Origin of the sequence: Microcoleus sp. F10-B2 (genome assembly GCF_036704965.1) — a bacterium.
GTDB lineage: Bacteria > Cyanobacteriota > Cyanobacteriia > Cyanobacteriales > Microcoleaceae > Microcoleus.
Map to the genome: position 1 here is coordinate 26,696 of NZ_JAUBTB010000014.1, position 19,516 is coordinate 46,211.

At 44.9% G+C, this 19,516-nt stretch carries 16 protein-coding genes; 7 read left to right on the plus strand and 9 right to left on the minus strand.

Annotated features, from left to right (window positions below; genetic code table 11):
• Window positions 1–63 precede the first annotated feature (63 nt).
• The 3 genes from QUA99_RS07895 to QUA99_RS07905 all read left to right on the plus strand — a co-directional run bounded on the left by QUA99_RS07895 (window position 64) and on the right by QUA99_RS07905 (window position 4,055).
• Entirely contained in the window at window positions 64–1,047 is a 984-nt protein-coding gene (locus QUA99_RS07895; RefSeq protein ID WP_333235539.1) for a GntR family transcriptional regulator, read from the plus strand.
• 277 nt (window positions 1,048–1,324) lie between these two features.
• Complete coding sequence (locus QUA99_RS07900; RefSeq protein ID WP_333235537.1) at window positions 1,325–1,999, plus strand: nitroreductase family protein; 675 nt, start codon at window positions 1,325–1,327, stop codon at window positions 1,997–1,999.
• 166 nt (window positions 2,000–2,165) lie between these two features.
• Window positions 2,166–4,055, plus strand: a complete 1,890-nt coding sequence (locus QUA99_RS07905) for a hypothetical protein (RefSeq protein WP_333235536.1) — start codon at window positions 2,166–2,168, stop codon at window positions 4,053–4,055.
• 59 nt (window positions 4,056–4,114) lie between these two features.
• Here the strand turns inward: QUA99_RS07905 and QUA99_RS07910 are convergent, their stop codons facing one another.
• Window positions 4,115–4,753, minus strand: a complete 639-nt coding sequence (locus QUA99_RS07910; protein ID WP_333235535.1) for a Uma2 family endonuclease — start codon at window positions 4,751–4,753, stop codon at window positions 4,115–4,117.
• Between the two features lie 123 nt (window positions 4,754–4,876).
• Window positions 4,877–5,656 (minus strand): ABC transporter permease, encoded by a 780-nt coding sequence (locus tag QUA99_RS07915; RefSeq protein ID WP_333235533.1) that lies wholly within the window; start codon window positions 5,654–5,656, stop codon window positions 4,877–4,879.
• A 127-nt stretch (window positions 5,657–5,783) separates the two neighbouring features.
• Between QUA99_RS07915 and QUA99_RS07920 the strand changes: the two genes are divergently transcribed.
• From QUA99_RS07920 to QUA99_RS07935, 4 genes are all read left to right on the plus strand, one after another.
• Entirely contained in the window at window positions 5,784–6,944 is a 1,161-nt protein-coding gene (locus QUA99_RS07920; RefSeq protein ID WP_333235532.1) for a DegT/DnrJ/EryC1/StrS family aminotransferase, read from the plus strand.
• A gap of 329 nt (window positions 6,945–7,273) precedes the next feature.
• On the plus strand, window positions 7,274–8,950 hold the full coding sequence (locus tag QUA99_RS07925) for an AarF/ABC1/UbiB kinase family protein (protein WP_333235531.1): 1,677 nt from the start codon (window positions 7,274–7,276) through the stop codon (window positions 8,948–8,950).
• Between the two features lie 179 nt (window positions 8,951–9,129).
• On the plus strand, window positions 9,130–9,504 hold the full coding sequence (locus tag QUA99_RS07930; protein WP_333235530.1) for a hypothetical protein: 375 nt from the start codon (window positions 9,130–9,132) through the stop codon (window positions 9,502–9,504).
• Window positions 9,505–9,711: 207 nt separating this feature from the next.
• The gene (locus tag QUA99_RS07935) at window positions 9,712–10,662 is read left to right on the plus strand and encodes an NAD-dependent epimerase/dehydratase family protein (protein WP_333235529.1); all 951 of its coding nucleotides are present in this window, start codon (window positions 9,712–9,714) and stop codon (window positions 10,660–10,662) included.
• 3 nt (window positions 10,663–10,665) lie between these two features.
• Here the strand turns inward: QUA99_RS07935 and QUA99_RS07940 are convergent, their stop codons facing one another.
• From QUA99_RS07940 to QUA99_RS07970, 7 genes are all read right to left on the minus strand, one after another.
• Window positions 10,666–11,688 (minus strand): Npun_R2821/Npun_R2822 family protein, encoded by a 1,023-nt coding sequence (locus tag QUA99_RS07940; protein WP_333235527.1) that lies wholly within the window; start codon window positions 11,686–11,688, stop codon window positions 10,666–10,668.
• 298 nt (window positions 11,689–11,986) lie between these two features.
• Entirely contained in the window at window positions 11,987–12,865 is an 879-nt protein-coding gene (locus tag QUA99_RS07945) for an Npun_R2821/Npun_R2822 family protein (protein ID WP_333235526.1), read from the minus strand.
• The gene (locus QUA99_RS07950; RefSeq protein ID WP_333235525.1) at window positions 12,862–13,836 is read right to left on the minus strand and encodes an Npun_R2821/Npun_R2822 family protein; all 975 of its coding nucleotides are present in this window, start codon (window positions 13,834–13,836) and stop codon (window positions 12,862–12,864) included. Before QUA99_RS07950 ends, QUA99_RS07945 begins: the two co-directional genes overlap by 4 nt.
• 101 nt (window positions 13,837–13,937) lie before the next feature.
• Window positions 13,938–15,047 (minus strand): formylglycine-generating enzyme family protein, encoded by a 1,110-nt coding sequence (locus tag QUA99_RS07955; protein ID WP_333235524.1) that lies wholly within the window; start codon window positions 15,045–15,047, stop codon window positions 13,938–13,940.
• Window positions 15,048–15,058: 11 nt separating this feature from the next.
• On the minus strand, window positions 15,059–16,009 hold the full coding sequence (locus tag QUA99_RS07960; RefSeq protein ID WP_333235523.1) for a glycosyltransferase family 10 domain-containing protein: 951 nt from the start codon (window positions 16,007–16,009) through the stop codon (window positions 15,059–15,061).
• A 53-nt stretch (window positions 16,010–16,062) separates the two neighbouring features.
• Entirely contained in the window at window positions 16,063–17,304 is a 1,242-nt protein-coding gene (locus QUA99_RS07965; protein ID WP_333235521.1) for a glycosyltransferase family 4 protein, read from the minus strand.
• 151 nt (window positions 17,305–17,455) lie between these two features.
• On the minus strand, window positions 17,456–19,459 hold the full coding sequence (locus QUA99_RS07970) for an ABC transporter ATP-binding protein (RefSeq protein WP_333235519.1): 2,004 nt from the start codon (window positions 19,457–19,459) through the stop codon (window positions 17,456–17,458).
• Window positions 19,460–19,516: the final 57 nt, after the last annotated feature.

A 19,516-nucleotide genomic window follows, 5' to 3' on the forward strand; every position in this document is an offset into this window, starting at 1 on the left:
CAATCCTGTCCGCGGTACTCGACGTTATAAAAATACTAAGTTGAAGTCCTCGGAGCCTTTAAGATGGTTCAATTTCATATTCAAACAGATAGCGATATTCCAGCATCCACCCAACTATTCAATCAAATCAGGTTTGCGATCGCCTCGCGACAATTTCCGCCCGGACACCGCTTGCCCAGCACCAGGCAACTAGCCATGCAGACGGGTTTGCACCGCAACACCATCAGCAAAGTATACCGACAGCTAGAAAATACGGGACTCGTAGTAGCCCAAGCAGGATCTGGCATTTACGTCCGCGCTCAAGGCCACGAAGGCGGCAGCAAACTCAAATCTCCGATCCTCGAAGAATATCCCCTTGCCAACAAAATAGTGCAAGAAAGTATGGATCAACTGCTGGGACAGGGCTGTACGCTCAACCAAGCGAGGGAATTATTTTTGGCCGAAATTGACTGGCGGCTCAGATGCAGCGCCCGAGTGCTCGTCACAGCCCCCACAGAAGACATCGGCGTGGGCGAGCTGATGGCGAAAGAACTCGAACAAGCTCTGCGCATTCCCATACAGTTAGTGCCGATGGAACAGCTAGGTACTTTTTTGGATCAAATCTCTTCGGGAACTGTGATCACCAGCCGATATTTTATCGGAGAAGCAGAATCGATTTCGGCACCGCGTTCGGTGCGAGTCATTCCCGTAGATATCTACGACTACAGCCAGGAAATCCAGCTAGTGGGGAGTTTGCCGAAAGACAGTTATTTGGGTCTTGTCAGCCTGAGTCCGGGAATGTTGCGATCGACCGAAGTCATCATCCACAGCCTCCGGGGAGAGGATTTGCTGGTGATGACGGCATTGCTGTCAGACGCCTACAAGATTAACTCGATCGTGCGATCGGCCAGAACAATTCTCTGCGACCAACCGAGTTTTGCTACAGTAAAAGCTGCCATTAACGCGGTCAGAGAAGATATTATTCGTCCCCCTCAACTGGTATGCTGCGAAAATTACATCGGCTCTAAGTCGATTAATTTGCTCAAGCGCGAGTTGGGCTTGGGGTGATACGATTGTCGATTTTCGATTTTCGATTGTCGATTAAAAAATTGGGAATGACTTACTGCATAATGGTTGGGATATTCTTTAAAGTTGCATCCTTTTGGGAACTGGTATAATTCTCAATTCCTAATGGGCGTAAGGTGCTTAGGTAGGTTGCACCCTACATAATTTAGGTTATGCGTCTAGGACTGAACTCGTAACTTTCAACTTCCATTACCCAATACCGGATACCGGATACCCAATTCCCAAATACCGATTACCAATTATCAATTACCAATCATTTATGACAATTGAAATCCAACCTTCTATTAATGTTAAAACCGCGATCGAAAGCCGGCGGGCCGCGCGCAGCTTCAAACCCGATCCGATTCCGCCAGCAATATTGGCAGAGATTTTGCGGTTGGGAGTGCGATCGCCCTCCGGTTACAACTTGCAGCCTTGGCGGTTTATCGTACTTCAAGACCCAGCCAGCAAACAAAAATTAAAAGCTTGCGCTTTCGACCAGCGCCAAGTGGTAGAAGCCCCAACAGTATTAATTTGCTGTGGCGACCGGCGCGCCGGTGAACCCGAAAACACCGAAGCCGTCATCGAGTTGGGCAAAGCAGCAGGCGCAATGAATGACAATTTAGCCGGTTATATGCGGCAAGCAATCCCGCAATTGTTCGAGAACCGTCCCTGCTTCGAGTCCCTAGAAACTTGGACAAACAGGCATACAATGCTCGCAGTAGCCCACTTAATGATTGCAGCTAAAAGCTTTGGGGTAGACAGTTGTCCGATGGAAGGTTTTGTCAGCGCTAAGGTGAAAGAAGCCTTTCAAGTTCCCGAAGAAGTAGATGTTTGCTGTTTGCTGCCGCTTGGTTATGCAGCAGAACCTTTGAAACAATACGGCGGGCGTTTTGACGTGACTCAAGTTTATTACAGTGAAAGTTATGGAGAGACCTTGCAAATTGAGATTTGAGAGTTAAGATTTGAGAGTTAAGATTTAAGAATTGAGATTTGAATGAGTCGGTACAAGTTCAAACAAATCGGAAATACCGACAATTTCGCTATTTCGCAATCCGAAATCTAAAATCTAAAATCTAAAATCTAAAATTTCAAGTGGTGATATCAGAGAGAGGAAAAATATGACAGTAGCAGCGCGACAAAGCAACGCCCAAATTTTAGAAGTAAAGTTGCAGCAGCACTTACAAGCAGCCGGATTTAAAAAATTACCGCTTTATATCAGTTGCGATTTTCGAGATGAATCTTTAACGGTTGTGGGAGAACACCCGCGCAGTTTAGTTCTCAAAGCAAAACCGACTTTTGCAGTGCTAGAAGCAGCCATTCTCGAAATAGAACCAGAATCTATTCAACAGATTGGACTTTGCCTAAAAATTACCGGGCAAAAACAGCCTTATGCTTTCCATTCTTTTACCATGCACAACCCTGTTTTGTCAAGACAAAAAACAGTGCAGTTGTTCAAAAAAACAGAGAATACCCCCGCAGAAGAAACCGGGATAGTCTTAACAGAAAATGCGGCCCAGACGGCGGATGTAAAGGAGGAAATACCGTTAGAAACGGATGGGAAAGATGCGTGGGATGAAGAATATTTCCCCAATTTGTCTGAGAGCTCCAGCAATTCAGATCCGATCGCCTTTAAAGTAGCTGCCATACCGACAGATATTGCAGACAATCCCTTCAATCCGCTGGATATGGAAGCGGTAACAGTTGCCCAAAAACCCAAGCATTCACCGTTTGCGATGCTGGCTGCTGCAGGAATGGTCAGCATGGCGGCGCTAATTTTGGCAGGCGGTTATTATATGCTGAGCCGCCCCTGTGTCATCGGAGAATGTACTGCATTAGCTAATGCCAAACAGTTGAGCGAGAATTCGACGAAGACGCTGAAAACCTCAAAAGTTGCCAACAGCCCTCAAGAAGCGCAGGAACAGTTAAAACAGGCGATCGCCCTTTTGGAACCGATTCCCTCTTGGTCAATTCATCGCGGTGAAGCTCAAACCGCCCTGGAAAACTACCGCCAGCAAAGTCAGAATTTAAACTCTGCGATCGATGCAGCGCGCTTCGCACAATCAGCAGCTCAAAAAAACAAAAATCCGCCTTATTCTGCTGAGAATTGGCAGGAAGCGCAAGCTCTGTGGCAAAGCGCGATCGCCGAACTCGGAGAAATCCCCACAGATAGCCCGGTTTATCCGTTTGCTCAGAGAAAGACAAAAGAATACCGGAAGAATTTAGCAACTGGAAATCGCCAGTTAAGCACAGAGAAACAAGCTGAAAAAACGCTGCTCGCCGCCAAAAATACAGCCCAAATAGCAGAAGCTCGCGAAGCAGTAGCTCAGACAGCCGAGACTTGGGCTCAAGTACAATCAGGTTGGGAAGAATCTCTCGAAATCCTATCAGAAATTCCCACGGGTACGACATCTTACCAACAAGCTAAACTGCTAGTTCCCAAATACGAAACCAAACTTTCACAAGCTCGCGAACGCAAAAATGTCGAAGGAATTTCTGAAGATGCCTACACTCAAGCAGTCACTTTAGCAGCTCAAGCTAAAATTTTTGAGGGGCAAAACGCCTGGTTTAAAGCATCAGAATACTGGCGGAGAGCTTTGAGTTACGCGGAGCAAGTGCCGGCGGCAACTTCTTATTCCCAGAAAGCCCAACCGCTGATCGCTTCCTACAAAACTTCATTGCAGCAAGCAGAAGTAAGGTTGCAGGAAGAAAGAAAACTGCAAAAAGCCCGCACCGATTTAGATAGAACTTGTAAAGGCAACCCCAAGATTTGCGACTATACTGTTAGCAAAGATTTGATTGCCGTGCAGATGACTCCTAATTACGTGCAGAAACTGCAACAAACCTTCATCCAAGCAAACAACAACAATGCTGTGAAGACTCGCCAAGCTGTAGAAAAGCACGTTCAAACGTTGCAAAAAGCTTTGGAGGCGATCGCCGAAAACGCCAAAATCCCGATGCAGGTGTACGATGGCGAAGGCAAGCGGATTGGGAGTCACGAACCGAAATAGTTGTAGTTGTAGGGTGCGTGAGGGCGAAAAATCTGTCTGAACGATCGAAATATTTACACTCACGCATCGCCAGCAATTTCACCTGCGGTCAATCCAGCTTGAAAAACTTGTTGTGCCGTTAATTTTAACTCTGGAAAAGTTGGCGACTCAATCCTATCATTTCCCCGAAACAAACTCACCTCATACTCGCCGTCAACTAACTGATAAACCGATATCGTTGGTTGCTTGGGATTGCCAATAAACCTGCGGCCACCCAAACCGAGATAATCCACAATCCAGTATTCAGGAATCCCGATTAGTTCATATTCGCCCACCTTCCTGATGTAGTCATTTTGCCAATTCGTGCTAACGACTTCAACAACGAGCGGAATTGATGCGCCTTGAGTCACAGTTGAGAACTTTTCCCAAAGAGGTTCTGATGCTAAATTTGGGCGGTTTAATATCAAAATATCTGGAGAATAAGCAGAGAGGTTTTCGAGCTTTTTAACTAAGGCTTGTTTGGGGAAAATGTACGGAAGTTTTCGCATTCTGGACTCAGCGTTTAACTCTGAAACTAAAAAACTGATAACTTCTTCATGCTCTCCTAATGGCTGTGACATTTCAACAATCTCTCCATTGTGCAGTTCATAACGTGCATTTTCTGGCTTCCATTCCGCAAATTCTTCAAAAGTTAGCGGTTTAGTTGCAGTTTGAATCATGGCTATTCTCCTGAGTTATGGCTCGGGCGGGTTTATGACATTTATCATTTGTATGGAAGATATTGGTGAACCCGCCCCTACGGTAATCATAATCAATTTACATCTACAATCACCAATTAACAATTACCATTTGATCAATTGTGCGTCTTGATTGAAAAACTTCCGAGACAATCCCTCAGTCAACAGCAGAGTTGCGATTAAAGTTGCCAGCGCTAACACAAACATAATCAAAATCTGGTAAGATGCTGCATCGAGAGGACTGACACCGCTCAGCATTTGACCTGTCATCATTCCCGGTAAAGTCACGATTCCTACCACCGTCATTGTATTTAAGAGGGGGATTAATCCAGCTTTGATCGCATCTTTGCGGTATTGTTTGACTGCTTGCTGCGGCGTGGAACCTAAACTTAAATGGGTTTCTATTTCTAACTGGCTGCTATTAACTGTACTGAGAAGTCTTTCGCCGGCGATCGCCCCGGAGTTCATGGCATTGCCCAAAATCATACCCGCTAAAGGAATCAGGTATTGCGGTTCGTACCAAGGGTCAGGTTGCAAAATTAGCAAGTTTGTATAGGCGAGAGTCAAGGCCGTACTGATAAAAATTGAACCCCAAACTAAGGGCAGTAAGTTCTTGATTTTTTTGCTGATGCGGTTGCTGGCAACCATGCTAGCTGTTGTCAGCATGATTGCTAGAACTGCTAAAACCAGCCAAGGATTTTTTCCCTCGGGGTCAAATACGACTGCGAGCACGTAGCCGACCAAGATTAGCTGGATCAGTGTGCGCCCGGCGGCGATCGCGATCGCCCCCTCCAATCCCAATTTCTGCCACGCCGAAAGCCCGATCGCGATCGCCACCATCCCCAAAGCCCAACCCAAATCTGTAAAATCTAGCTGAATTAACACCCGCCCACCCTTTCGATAATGTGATTGTTTCCCTTTCCAAATATAAGATATTGCAATAAAGGTTTCTGAGAAACAGTTTTGCTGTAAGAATTTGCTTTGATGATGGTTGCAATTTGTGGTGTGAAGAGTGAATAATGTTCCCCCCCTCGACTTAACCCGCCAGTACGCCTTAATTGGCGACGAGATAACTGCTGCGGTGCAAAAAGTGCTTGCCTCTGGCGGCTACGTAGGCGGCCCCGCCGTGAAGAGTTTTGAACGAGAGTTCGCCGACTACACTGGAGTTTCCGAGTGCGTGGGCTGCAACTCCGGCACCGATGCTTTGATTTTGGCTTTGCGAGCTCTCAAAATTGGCCCTGGCGATGAAGTGATTACCACTCCTTTTACCTTTTTTGCTTCGGCTGAGACAATTAGCGCCGTCGGCGCAACTCCCGTATTTGTCGATATTGACAGCGGGACTTTTAATATGGATGTCGAGCTCCTCGAAGCCGCAATTACCGAAAAAACCAAGGCAATTATGCCCGTGCACATCTTCGGCCAACCGGTAGACATGACTCGGTTGATGGAAATTGCCACTCGACACAATTTAGCCGTAATTGAAGATTGCGCCCAGTCTGTCGGGGCCCAGTGGCAGTCTCGAAAAGTCGGCAGCATCGGCCATGTCGGCTGCTTCAGTTTTTATCCGACCAAAAATTTAGGCGCTTGCGGTGACGGAGGCGCGGTGACGACAAACGATCGAGCCCTGGCAGCTTCAATGAGAATGCTCAAAGAACACGGACAGTCTTCTAGGTATTTCTACGAAGAAATCGGCTACAACAGCCGTTTAGACGCCCTGCAAGCGGTGATTCTCAGCATTAAATTGCGGTATCTCGACAGTTGGAACGCCCAGCGGCGGGAGAAAGCGGCACTTTACAGCGAATTTCTCTCCCGCGTGCCCGGAGTTGCCGTCCCCAAAGCATTGCCGGAAGCAAAAGGAGTTTGGAATCAATACACGATCCGGCTGACAACTTCAGAAGAGGCGCAAAATCCCTCTGGCAATTTTCGAGATTGGATGCGGGCTCAGTTGCAGGAATGCGGCATCGGTTCGATGGTTTACTATCCGTTACCTTTGCACCTCCAACCTGTTTACAAATCTTTGGGCTATCAAGCAGGTCAGTTGCCGCAGGCCGAGCAAGTTTGCCGCGAGGTCTTGTCTTTGCCGATGTTCCCGGAACTGTCGAGGGATCAACAAGAGCGGGCGATTTATGGTCTGAAAGATTGCTTGGCTCAGTCCGTGAAGTTTTTTGACTGAACACTTGTACTTTTATGTACTATATTTAATGAAAAGAAACAAATTTAGGCTGGCAATCCGCCTCGAACGGGTGCATTTTCCGCTCGCCTAAAAATTGGAATGCGATCGGTCAATGATGAAGAAGGAAGTTCGGCAACGGATTCTGTAACGGATGTAACGGATGTAAAGGATAGAAGGAAGAGGGAAGAGGGAAGAGGGAAGAAGGAATAAGATTTTAACTTTTAACTTTCGACTTCCAATCCCCGATGCCTGATGCCCGATGCCCGATGCCCGATGCCCAATTCTCAATTTAACCTGTAATTTTCATAAGATAAGAGGAAAATAAACGAGTGCCTCAGTATCAATTCACTCAGGCTAGACGCTACGATCCACAAGCGATCGCTCAGTATTACCGCAACCGTCCTTGGAAAGCAATTTGGCGCGCAATTACCGTTATTTGGTCTTTTGCCGGCTTCGTGCTGGGGATGCTGTGGGACAGTTGGCAGCACGAAGTCGCAGCACACCAGCCGGAACGGGCCGCCCACCTGCGACAAATACTCACTCGCTTGGGCCCCACTTTCATTAAAGTCGGCCAAGCCCTTTCTACCAGACCGGACTTGATCCGCAAAGACTTTCTCGAAGAACTGATCAAACTTCAGGATCAATTGCCGCCCTTTGACTCGGTGCGCGCTTTCGAGATTATTGAAGCGGAACTAGATCGCAAAATTAGCGAAACCTACAGCGAAATCTCCCCCGAACCTGTCGCTGCGGCAAGTCTCGGTCAAGTCTACCGAGCTCGCCTCCTCACCGGGGAAGCAGTAGCAGTCAAGGTTCAGCGACCGAATTTGCTGCCAGTCTTGAGCCTCGATCTTTATTTAATGCGCTGGGCCGCTGGATGGTTGGGCCCGTTGCTGCCGCTGAATCTCGGTCACGACCTTTGTTTAATAGTCGATGAATTCGGTATCAAATTGTTCGAGGAAATTGATTATATCAATGAAGGACGCAACGCCGAGAAATTTGCTACAAATTTTGCCGACGACCCGACAGTAAAAGTTCCGAGCATTTACTGGCGTTATACTTCAAATTGCGTTCTGACTCTCGAATGGATTGACGGCATCAAGCTGACAGATATGGAAAGTGTTAAAGCCGCAGGTTTGGATACCGATAGTTTAATTGAAGTCGGAGTCCGCAGCGGTTTGCGGCAGTTGCTAGAACACGGATTTTTTCACGCTGACCCCCATCCGGGAAATCTGTTTGCCTTAGCGGATGGCCGCATGGCTTACATTGATTTTGGGATGATGGATCAGATGGAAGAAACAACTAAAGAAACTTTGGTTGATTCTGTCGTTCATTTGATCAACAAAGATTACTTAGAGTTAGCCAAGGATTTTGTCAAACTTGGCTTTTTGACACCAGATACAGATATTATGCCGATCGTTCCGGCGTTGGAATCTGTATTGGGTGATATCGTCGGCGAAAAGGTGTCAGATTTTAACTTCAAGACGATTACAGACCAGTTTTCCGAGTTGATGTACGATTATCCTTTCCGGGTGCCGGCGAAATTTGCCTTAATTATTCGCTCTCTGGTGACAGAAGAAGGTTTGGCGCTGACGCTGAATCCGAATTTCAAGATAGTCGAGGTGGCGTATCCTTATGTAGCGCGGCGTTTGTTGAACGGAGAATCTCCGGCACTGCGGCGGCGTCTGATTGAGGTATTATTCAAAGATGGCAAATTCCAGTGGAACAGGTTAGAGGACATGATCGCGATCGCTAGGTCCGATCGCAGTTTCGACCTGCTACCGACTGCACAGCTAGGCTTGCAATTTTTGCTGTCAGAGGAAGGCTCTTTTTTGAGACGCCAGCTAATGTTAGCTTTGATTGAGGACGATCGAATCCACACCGAAGAAGTTCGCAGCCTGTGGAACTTAGTCAAGGAAGACTTGCAACCCAGTCGCCTGTTCAACGTTGCTCTAGGCGCTTTGGCGGAGTTTTCCACAGAAGGAGCCGCGGCGCTGACTCGGTTTTAATTAGAAGGAAGTTCGGCAACGAGCACTGTACAAGATGTAACGGATGTCAGTCCGATGTCCGTCGGAAGAAGGAAGAAGGAAGAAAAATAATTCTACTCTTCCCAATTCCCAATTCCCCATTTCCCATTCCCCATTCCCCATTCCCAATTACCCAAATTACCCAAATTAAGGAATTATTCGTGTATTATTTTCCAGAACCTCCCTATTTTTTAATGTCGGCTGGACTGCTAGCAGGTATGGCCTCTGGCCTAGCCTTTGAAGCAACTCTCAAACAAGCTGTACAACAGTGGTCTAAAAATCGTTCTACTCGCACCTTGGCTAACCTGCCAAGGCTGCAATTGGTCATACCTTTTCTGGGAATGGCTGGCGGTATTTGCGTATTTTTAGCTTCTGGAATGGAGATTTTTGGCTTCCCAAAACTACTTTCTTATGCCTTAGCTTTGCCACTGACGGTACTCACGGGTTGGCTAGTTTGGACTCAGCTAGGTAAGCTTTTGATGGAGTTAGAACGCGGAGGTTCCCAAGCGCTGGATTTAGATTCTTTTGAACAATAAAAATCAACTATCAACCTCTTTTTATCAGAAGGAAGGGGGTTGATAGTTCTCTAAGATTAATCCTATTTGATGCTTTTAAACCGCAGAGAACGCAGAGAACGCAGAGGAAGAGAAAGAAGAAGATGACAACTTAGGCAATAATTTGTGTAAAAACTTAAAAATCTAAAATCTAAAATCTAAAATCTAAAATCTAAAATCTAAAATCGAATGAGTATTTTAATTGTTACGGGTGCAGCGGGATTTATTGGCTCTAACTTAGTAGAAACTCTTTTAAATCGAGGGGAGACGGTGATAGGTGTTGATGAGTTCAACGACTATTACGATCCGGATCTCAAGCGCAAGAATATTTCACGATTTGAAAAGTATCCGGGTTTTGAATTGGTGGAAGGCGATATTTTGTCTCTAAATTGGCGAGGTCTTTTATCGGATGCTAAGGTAATATTTCATCAGGCGGCGCAAGCGGGAGTTCGTGCTAGCTGGGGCGACGGTTTTCGCAGCTATACCGAACGCAATATTAACAGCACTCAAGTATTGTTAGAAGCGGCCAAAGATGCGCCAAGATTGCAAAAGTTTGTCTATGCCTCTTCTTCTTCAATTTACGGCAACGCTGAATCTTTTCCCACGAATGAAAACGCTTGTCCGCAGCCAGTTTCTCCCTACGGAATTACGAAATTAGCCGGTGAACGTTTGTGCGGGCTTTATTACAAAAATTTTGGCGTTCCGACTACTTCGCTGCGCTATTTTACGGTTTACGGGCCGAGACAGCGCCCCGATATGGCTTTTCACAAGTTTTTTAAGTCGATTTTGTTTGACGAGGCGATTTCAATTTTCGGGGACGGATTGCAAACGCGCGATTTTACTTTTATCAGCGATTGCGTTGCGGCGAATTTAGCGGCCGCTGAGGTTCCGGAAGCTGCGGGGGAAGTTTTTAATATTGGTGGGGGAAGTCGGGTAGTTTTGAAAGAAGTTATTGATACAATAGAGAGAATTGTCGATCGACCTATTCGGATAGATTTTACTGAAGCTGCTAGGGGAGACGCGCGGCACACTAGCGCGGATGTGTCTAAAGCCCAGAAAATCTTAGGTTATCAGCCGCAGGTTGCTTTAGAAGAAGGTTTAAGGCGCGAATGGGAGTGGATTCAGTCTTTGTACAGTTAGATGCTATCTATCCCAGAAATTCCGCAACTTAAATTGAACATTATTAAATTTTTGAATCACCCAAGTTTTGAGATTTCTCTGCAAGCGAACCAACACATTTGGAGGCGCGAGTTTTGGCTGTGTTTCCGGCGAATTCAAATAGCGGTAGTGCAGAAACACCTCTCGGTAGGGAATCTCAACATCTTCGCCAGCACACAATCGAGTAAACTTTGCAGCCGAAATGCTCATGTAGTGCAAATAAGTCAGCCGTCGCCCTTTATCGTATAGAACATAATCTATCACATCAAATTGAGAAGACCAATGATTGCCCGTTACCTGTTCGGGCTGAGAATATGCAAAGTTGTAAAAAGAGATATTGCTGCGGGAAACTAAATAGTTAAATAAAGGTTGGTCGGTTCCCCGCAAAGACAAAATTTCTGCTTCTCCTGAAGTCAATTTATTTAAAAGTTGGCTTGAGTTATTTCGATTTAAAATACCTTTTTTTGAAGCAAACCAACCAGCACAAAAAATCTGTGATTGCAGTTGGTTAATGTTAAAAAATTTTGGCAGTTTCGCCGAGGATAAATCAAATACATAATTAAGGTCAGACTTATATTGAAAATCGTTGGCTACCCAATCAAATTCATCAAGTTTTTGATAGATGTAATCGAGAGAACCCATTAACAGAGTGTCGCAGTCAAAATAGACAAATTTGTCAAAAGGCCCGTCAAAACAGCAAAATTTTCGGTGCATTCCCAAACAGTGAACTTGCCCCCAACCTTTAGCTTGCCAAACTTGTTGAGCTTTGCGGTGAGAAGTCCAAGCTTGAGTCGCAAAGTCTTCCCAGAAATGGATAGAATCGGTATTGTCAAACAGGGTGACATTGTGTAGGGTGGAAATGTGCGATCGCACTTTTTTCAGGTTATCATCGTAGGGAATGATGCAAACAAGAATATCTTTTGCCCCGTTGACTTCTAGACTGTTCAATAAAGCCACGAATTGGTCGAAAACAACATCGTTTGCCAGAATATAAATGCCGTCAGCCATAGTTTTTTAGTTAATAAGTAACCCAGCGCATATATATTGCTTTTTAGGTGCGGGCAAAATGCCCACACCACAAGAAATAAAATTTATTGATTGTGGAACAGGCCGGAAAGCCTGTTCTTCAAAGCTTGTTTGGTGTCAAAAACAAAACAAAATTTATTGATTGTGGAACAGGCCGGAAAGCCTGTTATTCAAAGCTTGTTTAGTGTCAAAAAACCAAGAAAACTTATGAATTGTGGAACAGGCCGGAAAGCCTGTTATTCAAAGCTTGTTGGTAATGATACAACATAGGATTTTCTCCTCACCTACTGAAAGCCAGAAATATTGTTTGCACTAAATTTAGTTTTTTATCTTTTTCATTGAGATAACGATAATGTTTCCAAAGTTTCCAATAAGGACTCCCCGATTTAATCGGTATTCCAGCCCAGTGAAGATATTTTAACCTTTTACCTTTGTCATAAAGAACATAATCTATTTCTTGAAAATGTTTAGAACCAGCCCAGCTTCCAGGTTCGGTTGCTGAATCTTTAACAAGATTGCAGCGTTTGGGAATCAGTTTAAGAATGATATAATTTAGTATAGGTTGGTCTGTGACATTTTGAGTAAAGTCAAAATATTCTCGATGCTGCGAACATTCTCGCAAAATCTCATACATTTGCGCTTCTGTAATAGTTCCTTTTCGGGAAGCCCAAAAACCGCTGTTAAATACATCTTGAAACTGTGAGTCTGTAAAGATATTTTGTTCTTTTACAGCGGGTGAAAATACATTTCGCAGTTTTTCGCTGAGGTGGTGGTAGTCGCAGCAAAAAAAGTCTACTTCTGATAGTTTGTCGAGGTTGGCTGCGATGTCTTCAAAGACGATGATATCGGTATCGATGTACAGAAATTCGTCAAGCGGGCCAAACCAAACGGCGAGTTTTCGCATTTTGTTGGGGAGGGCTAAAAAGTTGCGATCGAACATTTGGCCAATTTCTCTGGTAAACTGTTCCACAAACTCCAGATTTGGGAACAATTGCACCCCGTGGAGACGGCTGAGTGCGGCTGCGACTTGCTGATAATTGTCGTCGAAGGGAATCAGAAAAACAGGTACTTGACAATTGTACAGACGTATGGTGTTTAGAAGGGCGATCGCACTTTCGATCACCTTATCATTCGCAACAATATAAATACCGCGACTCATACATTTATCCTCAACCTTCTCAATACCCTTTTTAACAAATTCGGCGCAGAAACCTCAGTATAAGACTTTGGCGCTTGGGCAAAAATCGGACGCTTGGACGGTTCGCGGAGATAGCGGTAATGCAGGAACAAATCGCGATAGGGAAACTCAATATTTTCGCCCGCACAAACTCTCCGAATTAAATCCGGTGGCACGCCAATATAATGAATGTAAGTAAGTCGGTTTCCCTTATCGTACAAAATGTTATCTTGCTGTTGGAAATGTGGGGAAGTGACGCTACACCCAGTTTTTTCGTTATCCGGGAGGCTATAAGCAAAATTATAGCTATTCATCCCGGTTTTCATCACCATATAATTGAGCAACGGCTGTTCTCCCGCACCTTCATAGAGAATTTCCGCCTCGCCCGATTGGAGTTGAGCTAACAGCCATTTCCTAGTATTTTGCTCAAACAATCCTTGCTTGCTGGCGTAAAATCCCGAACAAAATATTTCCGAGTCTAGCCGATTTTTGTCAAAAACTTCGAGCAGTTTTGGCGACTTAATATTGTATACTTTAGTTGGATCGCGAAATTGAAAATCATAAACCACAAAATCCGATTCCTCTAACTTCTGAAAAATAGCATCAAGGGAATTCATCACCAAAGTATCGGCGTCCATGTAGATAAACTTTTCAAACGGGCCGTCGAAAGCGCAAAAGCGCCGGTGTGCGCCGTAAAGCCGGAATTTTTGGCGGTTCAAACGCTCGGGTGCGGCTGCTTGCATGAATTCATCCCATCGCTGAATTGAGGCGCTATCTTCATAAATAAAAACGTTGGGACGGTTAACAATTTCAGCTTTGATTTGCTGTATCTGGTCGTCGAAAGGATAAATACAGACAGGAGTATTTGAGCCTAATCTAACTTCAATACTGTTGAGTAAGGCAATTAGTTGATCGTAAACTGTGTCGTTGGCAAGCGTGCAAATTCCCTTCATATCTATAGTCTCGCGAAGGCGGACTTTGTTTGTGTAGTTGCGGTTTCCACCGCCGAATTATCTAAAGGGTAAAAGGATAGAGAAGAGTCCTCGCGGGAAAACTAGGACGAGGGAGAAACCGACGCTAGCGCCACGCGAAAACCCCTGTGCCACCCCCCATAGTCGGCCCAGCACCAGTCACGAAGGTGACTGCCACAATAGACCGCAGAATGATACCAAGAACCGCCACGCTGCACTCGGCAATCATCTGTACCAGTTTCCCAGGAACTTCCGTCAGTTGGTGCGTCGTTATAGTTTTCGTGCCACCTATCGCTGCACCATTCCATAACATTGCCGTGCATATCGTAGACTCCAAAGTTATTAGGGGGAAAACTCCCGACATCGGTTGTTTCTCTGCGGTAAAGTCCTTTGGGGACGTTTGCGTAGGGCAAGTTTCCGTCATAGTTGACTAAATCGGGGGTAATAGTTTCCCCAAAATGAAATTGGGTTGTTGTTCCCGCACGGCAAGCGTATTCCCATTCTGCTTCACTCAGGAGGCGATATTTTTTTCCGGTTTGTTGCGAGAGTTTGCCACAGAATTCGACTGCATGGTACCACCCTACAGTTTCTACAGGACGTTTTTCACCTTTATCATCGGACGGGTTGTTTCCCATCACTGCTTGCCACTGTGCTTGGGTGATGGGATATTTGCCTGCATAAAAAGCGGGTACTGTTACTTGATGCTGTGGCCTTTCATCATCTCTACCTGATTCTGTTGCTGGCGAACCCATCATAAATGTGCCACCGGGAATATAAACCATTTCCAGCACAACTCCGTTCCCTAAGTCTTCGGGGAAGAAGCGAGCAGAGGAAGTATGGCGACTGTTTTCTTGTCCTTCAGCATCAACCGTTATCACATCAAACTCAAAGGTAGGCAAATATTTGTGTAACTGCTCTTTTAGATTTAGTTCATCTCTATCCTTCAACAGTGAAAAGGCTGCCAACTTCACCGCCATTGATTCATCTTGCAGTACCCCAATTATTAAATCTAAACCAGCTTCTCCATATTTGAGCGCTTCAGACAGTGCAGCAATTTTTACCTCGACAATCGGTGAAGCCAAACGACATTTAACGCCGGGAATCCCGCCTAAGACAGCAGCACCTAATGGCAGTTGAGATTGACCGCCGAGTACAGCATCGTATTCTCTGGGTTGATTTTGGTTTTCTGTCATGGCGCTATTTCCTAAGATACAAAATTGGACAGCCAATTCAGCAAGTTCAATTCGTGGAGAATGATTTGTCTGGCTTCGGCAATTTTCTCCCTCGCTTGATGCCAATAATCCGCATTAGCTACAACCTCTTTAATAAATTCTACTCCTTTCTCATCCAGACTGGGAAGCCGCAGAAAACTCCCTGCAGGCAACAACTTATCCGCCGCCGAACCGCCGTAATAAATTGGCAAACACCAAGCTAACAAAGCATCCCAAAGCTTCTCGCTGACATACCAATCGTTTTCGGCATAATTTTCAATAGCTAAGTTGTAATAGTATGGTGCGACAGCGTGCCATTTATTGTTCATAGTGCCGTTCCCGCGCGCCCAAGTTGGCAAGTTTCGCCCGTAAAGGTCAAAATCTAATTCTCGTTCTTGCAGCAATTTGATAAAGTCTAATCGGTGGCGGTGATTGGCGCTGCGGCTAACACCTGAAGTAATCCAAGAACAGGATTTAGTTTTCGGCGGCGCAGGCATTTCATCCAGTTCTCGAAACGAATTAGAGTGATACCAAATCGCGGGCATATAATCGGGTTTGGGTGCGAAGTCGTCGGGCCCGGAAACGTAACCGCAATAAAGTTTGGCTTGTTCGTAGTTGGCTTTGGTAATTTCAATAACTTCTGGTAATGGCGGCTCCCTGATCAGGTAAATTATGCGTTCTTTGGGGACACCGCAAAATTTTTCTCGAATGTCGTTTTCGGGATTTTTGGGGCTTGGACGGCGAATTTTGTCGATCCAAGATTGCTTTTTGGAAGGTCGGGGAAAGTCGAATTGATACATCAGTAAAAAGTCTGGTTCTGGGTGGTTGGCTAGCATTTGAATGTTTCCCCATTTGCCGAAGTTTTGGGGGGTTTGTTGCCACAGCCAGTCGCTTTGACTCATGCCTGGATAGGTGGTGATTGTGCTGATGATTTGTGGGTTCATTTTTAATAATAAATGTGGTTTTTGCGTTTGGCAGGGCGGGTTTATGAGATTATTTATTTGAGGCGATGATTGTTGGTAAAACCCGCCCCTACGGAATTTTGAATTATCGAATATCGCACTTGCCGATCCACATAACTTAAAATTCTCTGTATCCTATTTTCCCACGAAAATTGCTTGACAAAATCCATTGTTTCTGCATAACCTTCGCTCTTCCTCGGATATTTGGTTAAACAATCTCGAATGCTTTGTGCGAATTTGTGCGGGTTATCCGGTTCGCACCAAGTTGCTGCTATATTTCCCAATTTAAATTCCATTAAAGATGCAATCTCCGTCGCGACAATCGGAGTTCCCGATGCCATGTAATCAAATAATTTTAAAGGAGATGTGAACGTCGCGGCCTCTGTCAAACAGTGCGGGTGAGTCAAAACATCGGCTGCTTGCAGCAAGCTAGCTAGTTGATTTTGAGGCAGGTAGCCGAGAAATTTAATGTTGTTAACTTGCTTGTCTTTGGCTAATTGCTGGTAGGCTGTTACTTGGGATGAATCACCGCCCGCGATCGCAAATTGAACTCGCGGCAACTCCTTAGCCACATCCACCAACATATCAACACCTTTAAACGGGTAAAGTCCTCCCGCATAAACTGCTAAATACTGTCTTCCATCTGTTAATAATTGCTGCCGCCAATTCTGGGCAGCTTCTGTTTGTCTCGCAAGAAACAAATGGTTAAAACCGTTGTGCAGCGTAATTACTTTTTCGGGTGGCATCCCATTCTTAATCATGCTGTCTCGCACAGTCTCGGCAACAGTTACAGCAATTTGAAATAGAGGATTGCGAACAATTTCTGATTCAAATTGCTTGTTTTCATGGTGGTGCTGTTCGTAGATAGCGGGAATACCGTTTTTAATGGCAGCTTTGACAAAGTTCCAGTCGCGGGTGTGGACAATTTGAGTCGATTTAAGCAGGTGAATTGGTAAATAGTATTTTGATACTATTGTACTCGCACTCGTCCACTTGGTGTCCCAAAGGTCGAGCGGCCACGGGACGGGCAAATCTGCTACTTTTAATTGTTCCTGAAGATTGTAAATTTTGGCAAGTTTGTCATCCCGTTTCCTCGGTTGAAAAGGACGAAGTAAATCAACGGGATTCCAAGCATTCCATCCTTTGCGGAGGTATACCAAAACTGCTGGATAACCGAGATTTGCTGCGGCATTTGCAGAGTGGGCAACTTGAACTAAGCTCGCTACATTGGGTTGCGGCAAGACATTTCTGGTAAAAAATACATAATATTTAGACATGGGAATTAAGAATTTGTAATTGGGAATTTTTCCTATTGAATGTTGACTGTTAACTGCCAACTGACTAATGACTAAGGACTACTGACTAATGACTACTGCCAACTGCTTTCCTGTCAACTGCTTTCCTGTCAACTGCTTTCCTGTCAACTGACTACTTTTTAAGAGCTTGACGCTTAATAGTATTTTCTATAAATTCTAAAGTAGTGAAAATATTAGCAGCCGAGTGAAAGGATTCTCTGATTAACTCGTCTCTTTCTTCGGGAGAGTCTACCATTTCATCTACTAGCAGTTTGAGGTAAGCTATCATGGGAGTCAGGCGAGTGCGAATTTCGTAAGAACCTCTAATTAGAGCTTCATCGCGAGCGGTTTCTTCGGCAAATTGCACTGAATACAAGCGAGTGTAGTAACCTCCTTTTGCTAGCAATTCTTCGTGGGAGCCAATTTCTACTACTTGTCCGCGATCGATCACGGCGATTTTGTGGGCTTTTTGGACTGTGGAGAGGCGGTGGGCGATTACCAACGTTGTGCGATCGCAGCTCAATTTCTCGATCGCCGCTTGCACGTACCTTTCCGAAACCGTATCCAGCGAACTCGTTGCCTCATCCAAAATTAAGATTTCCGGGTTTTGCAGCAAGGCTCTAGCAATTGAAATTCTCTGACGCTGCCCTCCCGATAATATCACCCCCCGATCGCCAATTTGAGTATCCAACCCCTCCGGCAACAGTTGGATAAACTCGTAAGCATTCGCTCCCTTCGCCGCTTCCACAATTTCTTCCTCAGTCGCTTCGGGCCTAGCGTAAGCAATATTTTCGCGCACAGAAGCATTAAACAAAAACGTATCTTGGCTAACAATACCCATCGCTTGTCTGAGACTTTTCAGCTCAAATTCGCGCAAATCCCTACCATCGATCGAGATATGACCTTCAGTAGGATCGTAAAATCTCGGCAGTAAATCTGCCAAAGTTGACTTGCCAGAACCCGACGCTCCTACCAAAGCCAAAGTAGTTCCATGAGGTAGAAATAAATCAACTCCTTGAAGAACTAAATTTTTGTGATTGGGATAACTAAAAGATATTTTATTAAAATGAATTCCCGATCGCAAATGATTGTAAGGCACAGAACCGTTTAGCATAAACGGCTTGTCATCACAGCTCAAAAACTCATTAACTACCTCTACACTAGCCGAGGTATTAGCAAATTGACTCCGCCCGCTATTCAACTGAGAAATGAAAGGAATTAACCTAAAAAGTACCAATAAATATGTCAACAAAACTGTAGAAATCGACTCTACTTCATTCGCAAATATTGTGCGTCCTATAAATACAATCAAAATAATAACTATCAAATTAACAACTTCGTTAATTGGAGCGATCGCCGCATAATTGACCTGAGCCTGAAAATCCGCTTGTTCTCGCCTGTGAATTAAATGCTTGATCCGCTCATACTCCCTTTCCTCGTTCCCGGTTGACTTGACCAGCCGAATCCCAGTCATGGTTTCGAGGACTCTAACCGAATAATCTTTCGACATTTCAGAAAGCAGGTGTCCAAAATGCTTGGAACGGTTAATAATATATTGATTTGTCCAAGCAACTAACGCCAGCAAAACTGTAGATGTCACCGTCAATTTCCACGATATAGAAAGCAGCAAACCAACAAACACCAAAACCGTGATTGAGGTAGTAAACATTCCGATCGCCGTGCCCACTGCACTAGCAGTCCGGCCAATCTCTCCGCCCAATCTATTAATTAAATCCCCGACTTTAGTTTTAGAATAAAAATCTAAATCTACTTCTAACAACAAGCGCAAACCTGCTTCTCGCAAATCAAAAGTCAGAGATCGCGTCAGAGAAGTAGCTACTAAAGTATTAATATAACTCGCAACATTTTTCAAAATAATTGCCAGAACAATCGTCACTGTTATCAACATTAAACGCTGATTTGGGAGCATTCCCTCAAAGGGATACATCAAAGTTTTAATTACAGGTGGAGCGCCGCGCAGCTCGATAGCTTCGTCTAAAAAACTTAAAAGCACTGGTACAATCAGAGTAGTGCTGATACCGTTGAATAAAGCCCCGGAAAAGCCCAGCATCACAGTTAACAGAATCCTGCCGGGATATCGTCTGGCAAATTTTAGGAGTAGCTTATTGGCAGACATGAAGCATTCCCAGCTAAACAGTACGGCATCTCAAAATATTCTTTAATTACAACCAGT

What these genes read in the sequence shown, in the direction of transcription:
- QUA99_RS07895 (WP_333235539.1), top strand. Translation starts at nt 64, where the DNA reads ATGGTTCAATTTCATATTCAAACAGATAGCGATATTCCAGCATCCACC.
- QUA99_RS07900 (WP_333235537.1), top strand. Translation starts at nt 1,325, where the DNA reads ATGACAATTGAAATCCAACCTTCTATTAATGTTAAAACCGCGATCGAA.
- QUA99_RS07905 (WP_333235536.1), top strand. Translation starts at nt 2,166, where the DNA reads ATGACAGTAGCAGCGCGACAAAGCAACGCCCAAATTTTAGAAGTAAAG.
- QUA99_RS07910 (WP_333235535.1), bottom strand. Translation starts at nt 4,753, where the DNA reads ATGATTCAAACTGCAACTAAACCGCTAACTTTTGAAGAATTTGCGGAA.
- QUA99_RS07935 (WP_333235529.1), top strand. Translation starts at nt 9,712, where the DNA reads ATGAGTATTTTAATTGTTACGGGTGCAGCGGGATTTATTGGCTCTAAC.
- QUA99_RS07940 (WP_333235527.1), bottom strand. Translation starts at nt 11,688, where the DNA reads ATGGCTGACGGCATTTATATTCTGGCAAACGATGTTGTTTTCGACCAA.
- QUA99_RS07945 (WP_333235526.1), bottom strand. Translation starts at nt 12,865, where the DNA reads ATGAGTCGCGGTATTTATATTGTTGCGAATGATAAGGTGATCGAAAGT.
- QUA99_RS07950 (WP_333235525.1), bottom strand. Translation starts at nt 13,836, where the DNA reads ATGAAGGGAATTTGCACGCTTGCCAACGACACAGTTTACGATCAACTA.
- QUA99_RS07955 (WP_333235524.1), bottom strand. Translation starts at nt 15,047, where the DNA reads ATGACAGAAAACCAAAATCAACCCAGAGAATACGATGCTGTACTCGGC.
- QUA99_RS07960 (WP_333235523.1), bottom strand. Translation starts at nt 16,009, where the DNA reads ATGAACCCACAAATCATCAGCACAATCACCACCTATCCAGGCATGAGT.
- QUA99_RS07965 (WP_333235521.1), bottom strand. Translation starts at nt 17,304, where the DNA reads ATGTCTAAATATTATGTATTTTTTACCAGAAATGTCTTGCCGCAACCC.
- QUA99_RS07970 (WP_333235519.1), bottom strand. Translation starts at nt 19,459, where the DNA reads ATGTCTGCCAATAAGCTACTCCTAAAATTTGCCAGACGATATCCCGGC.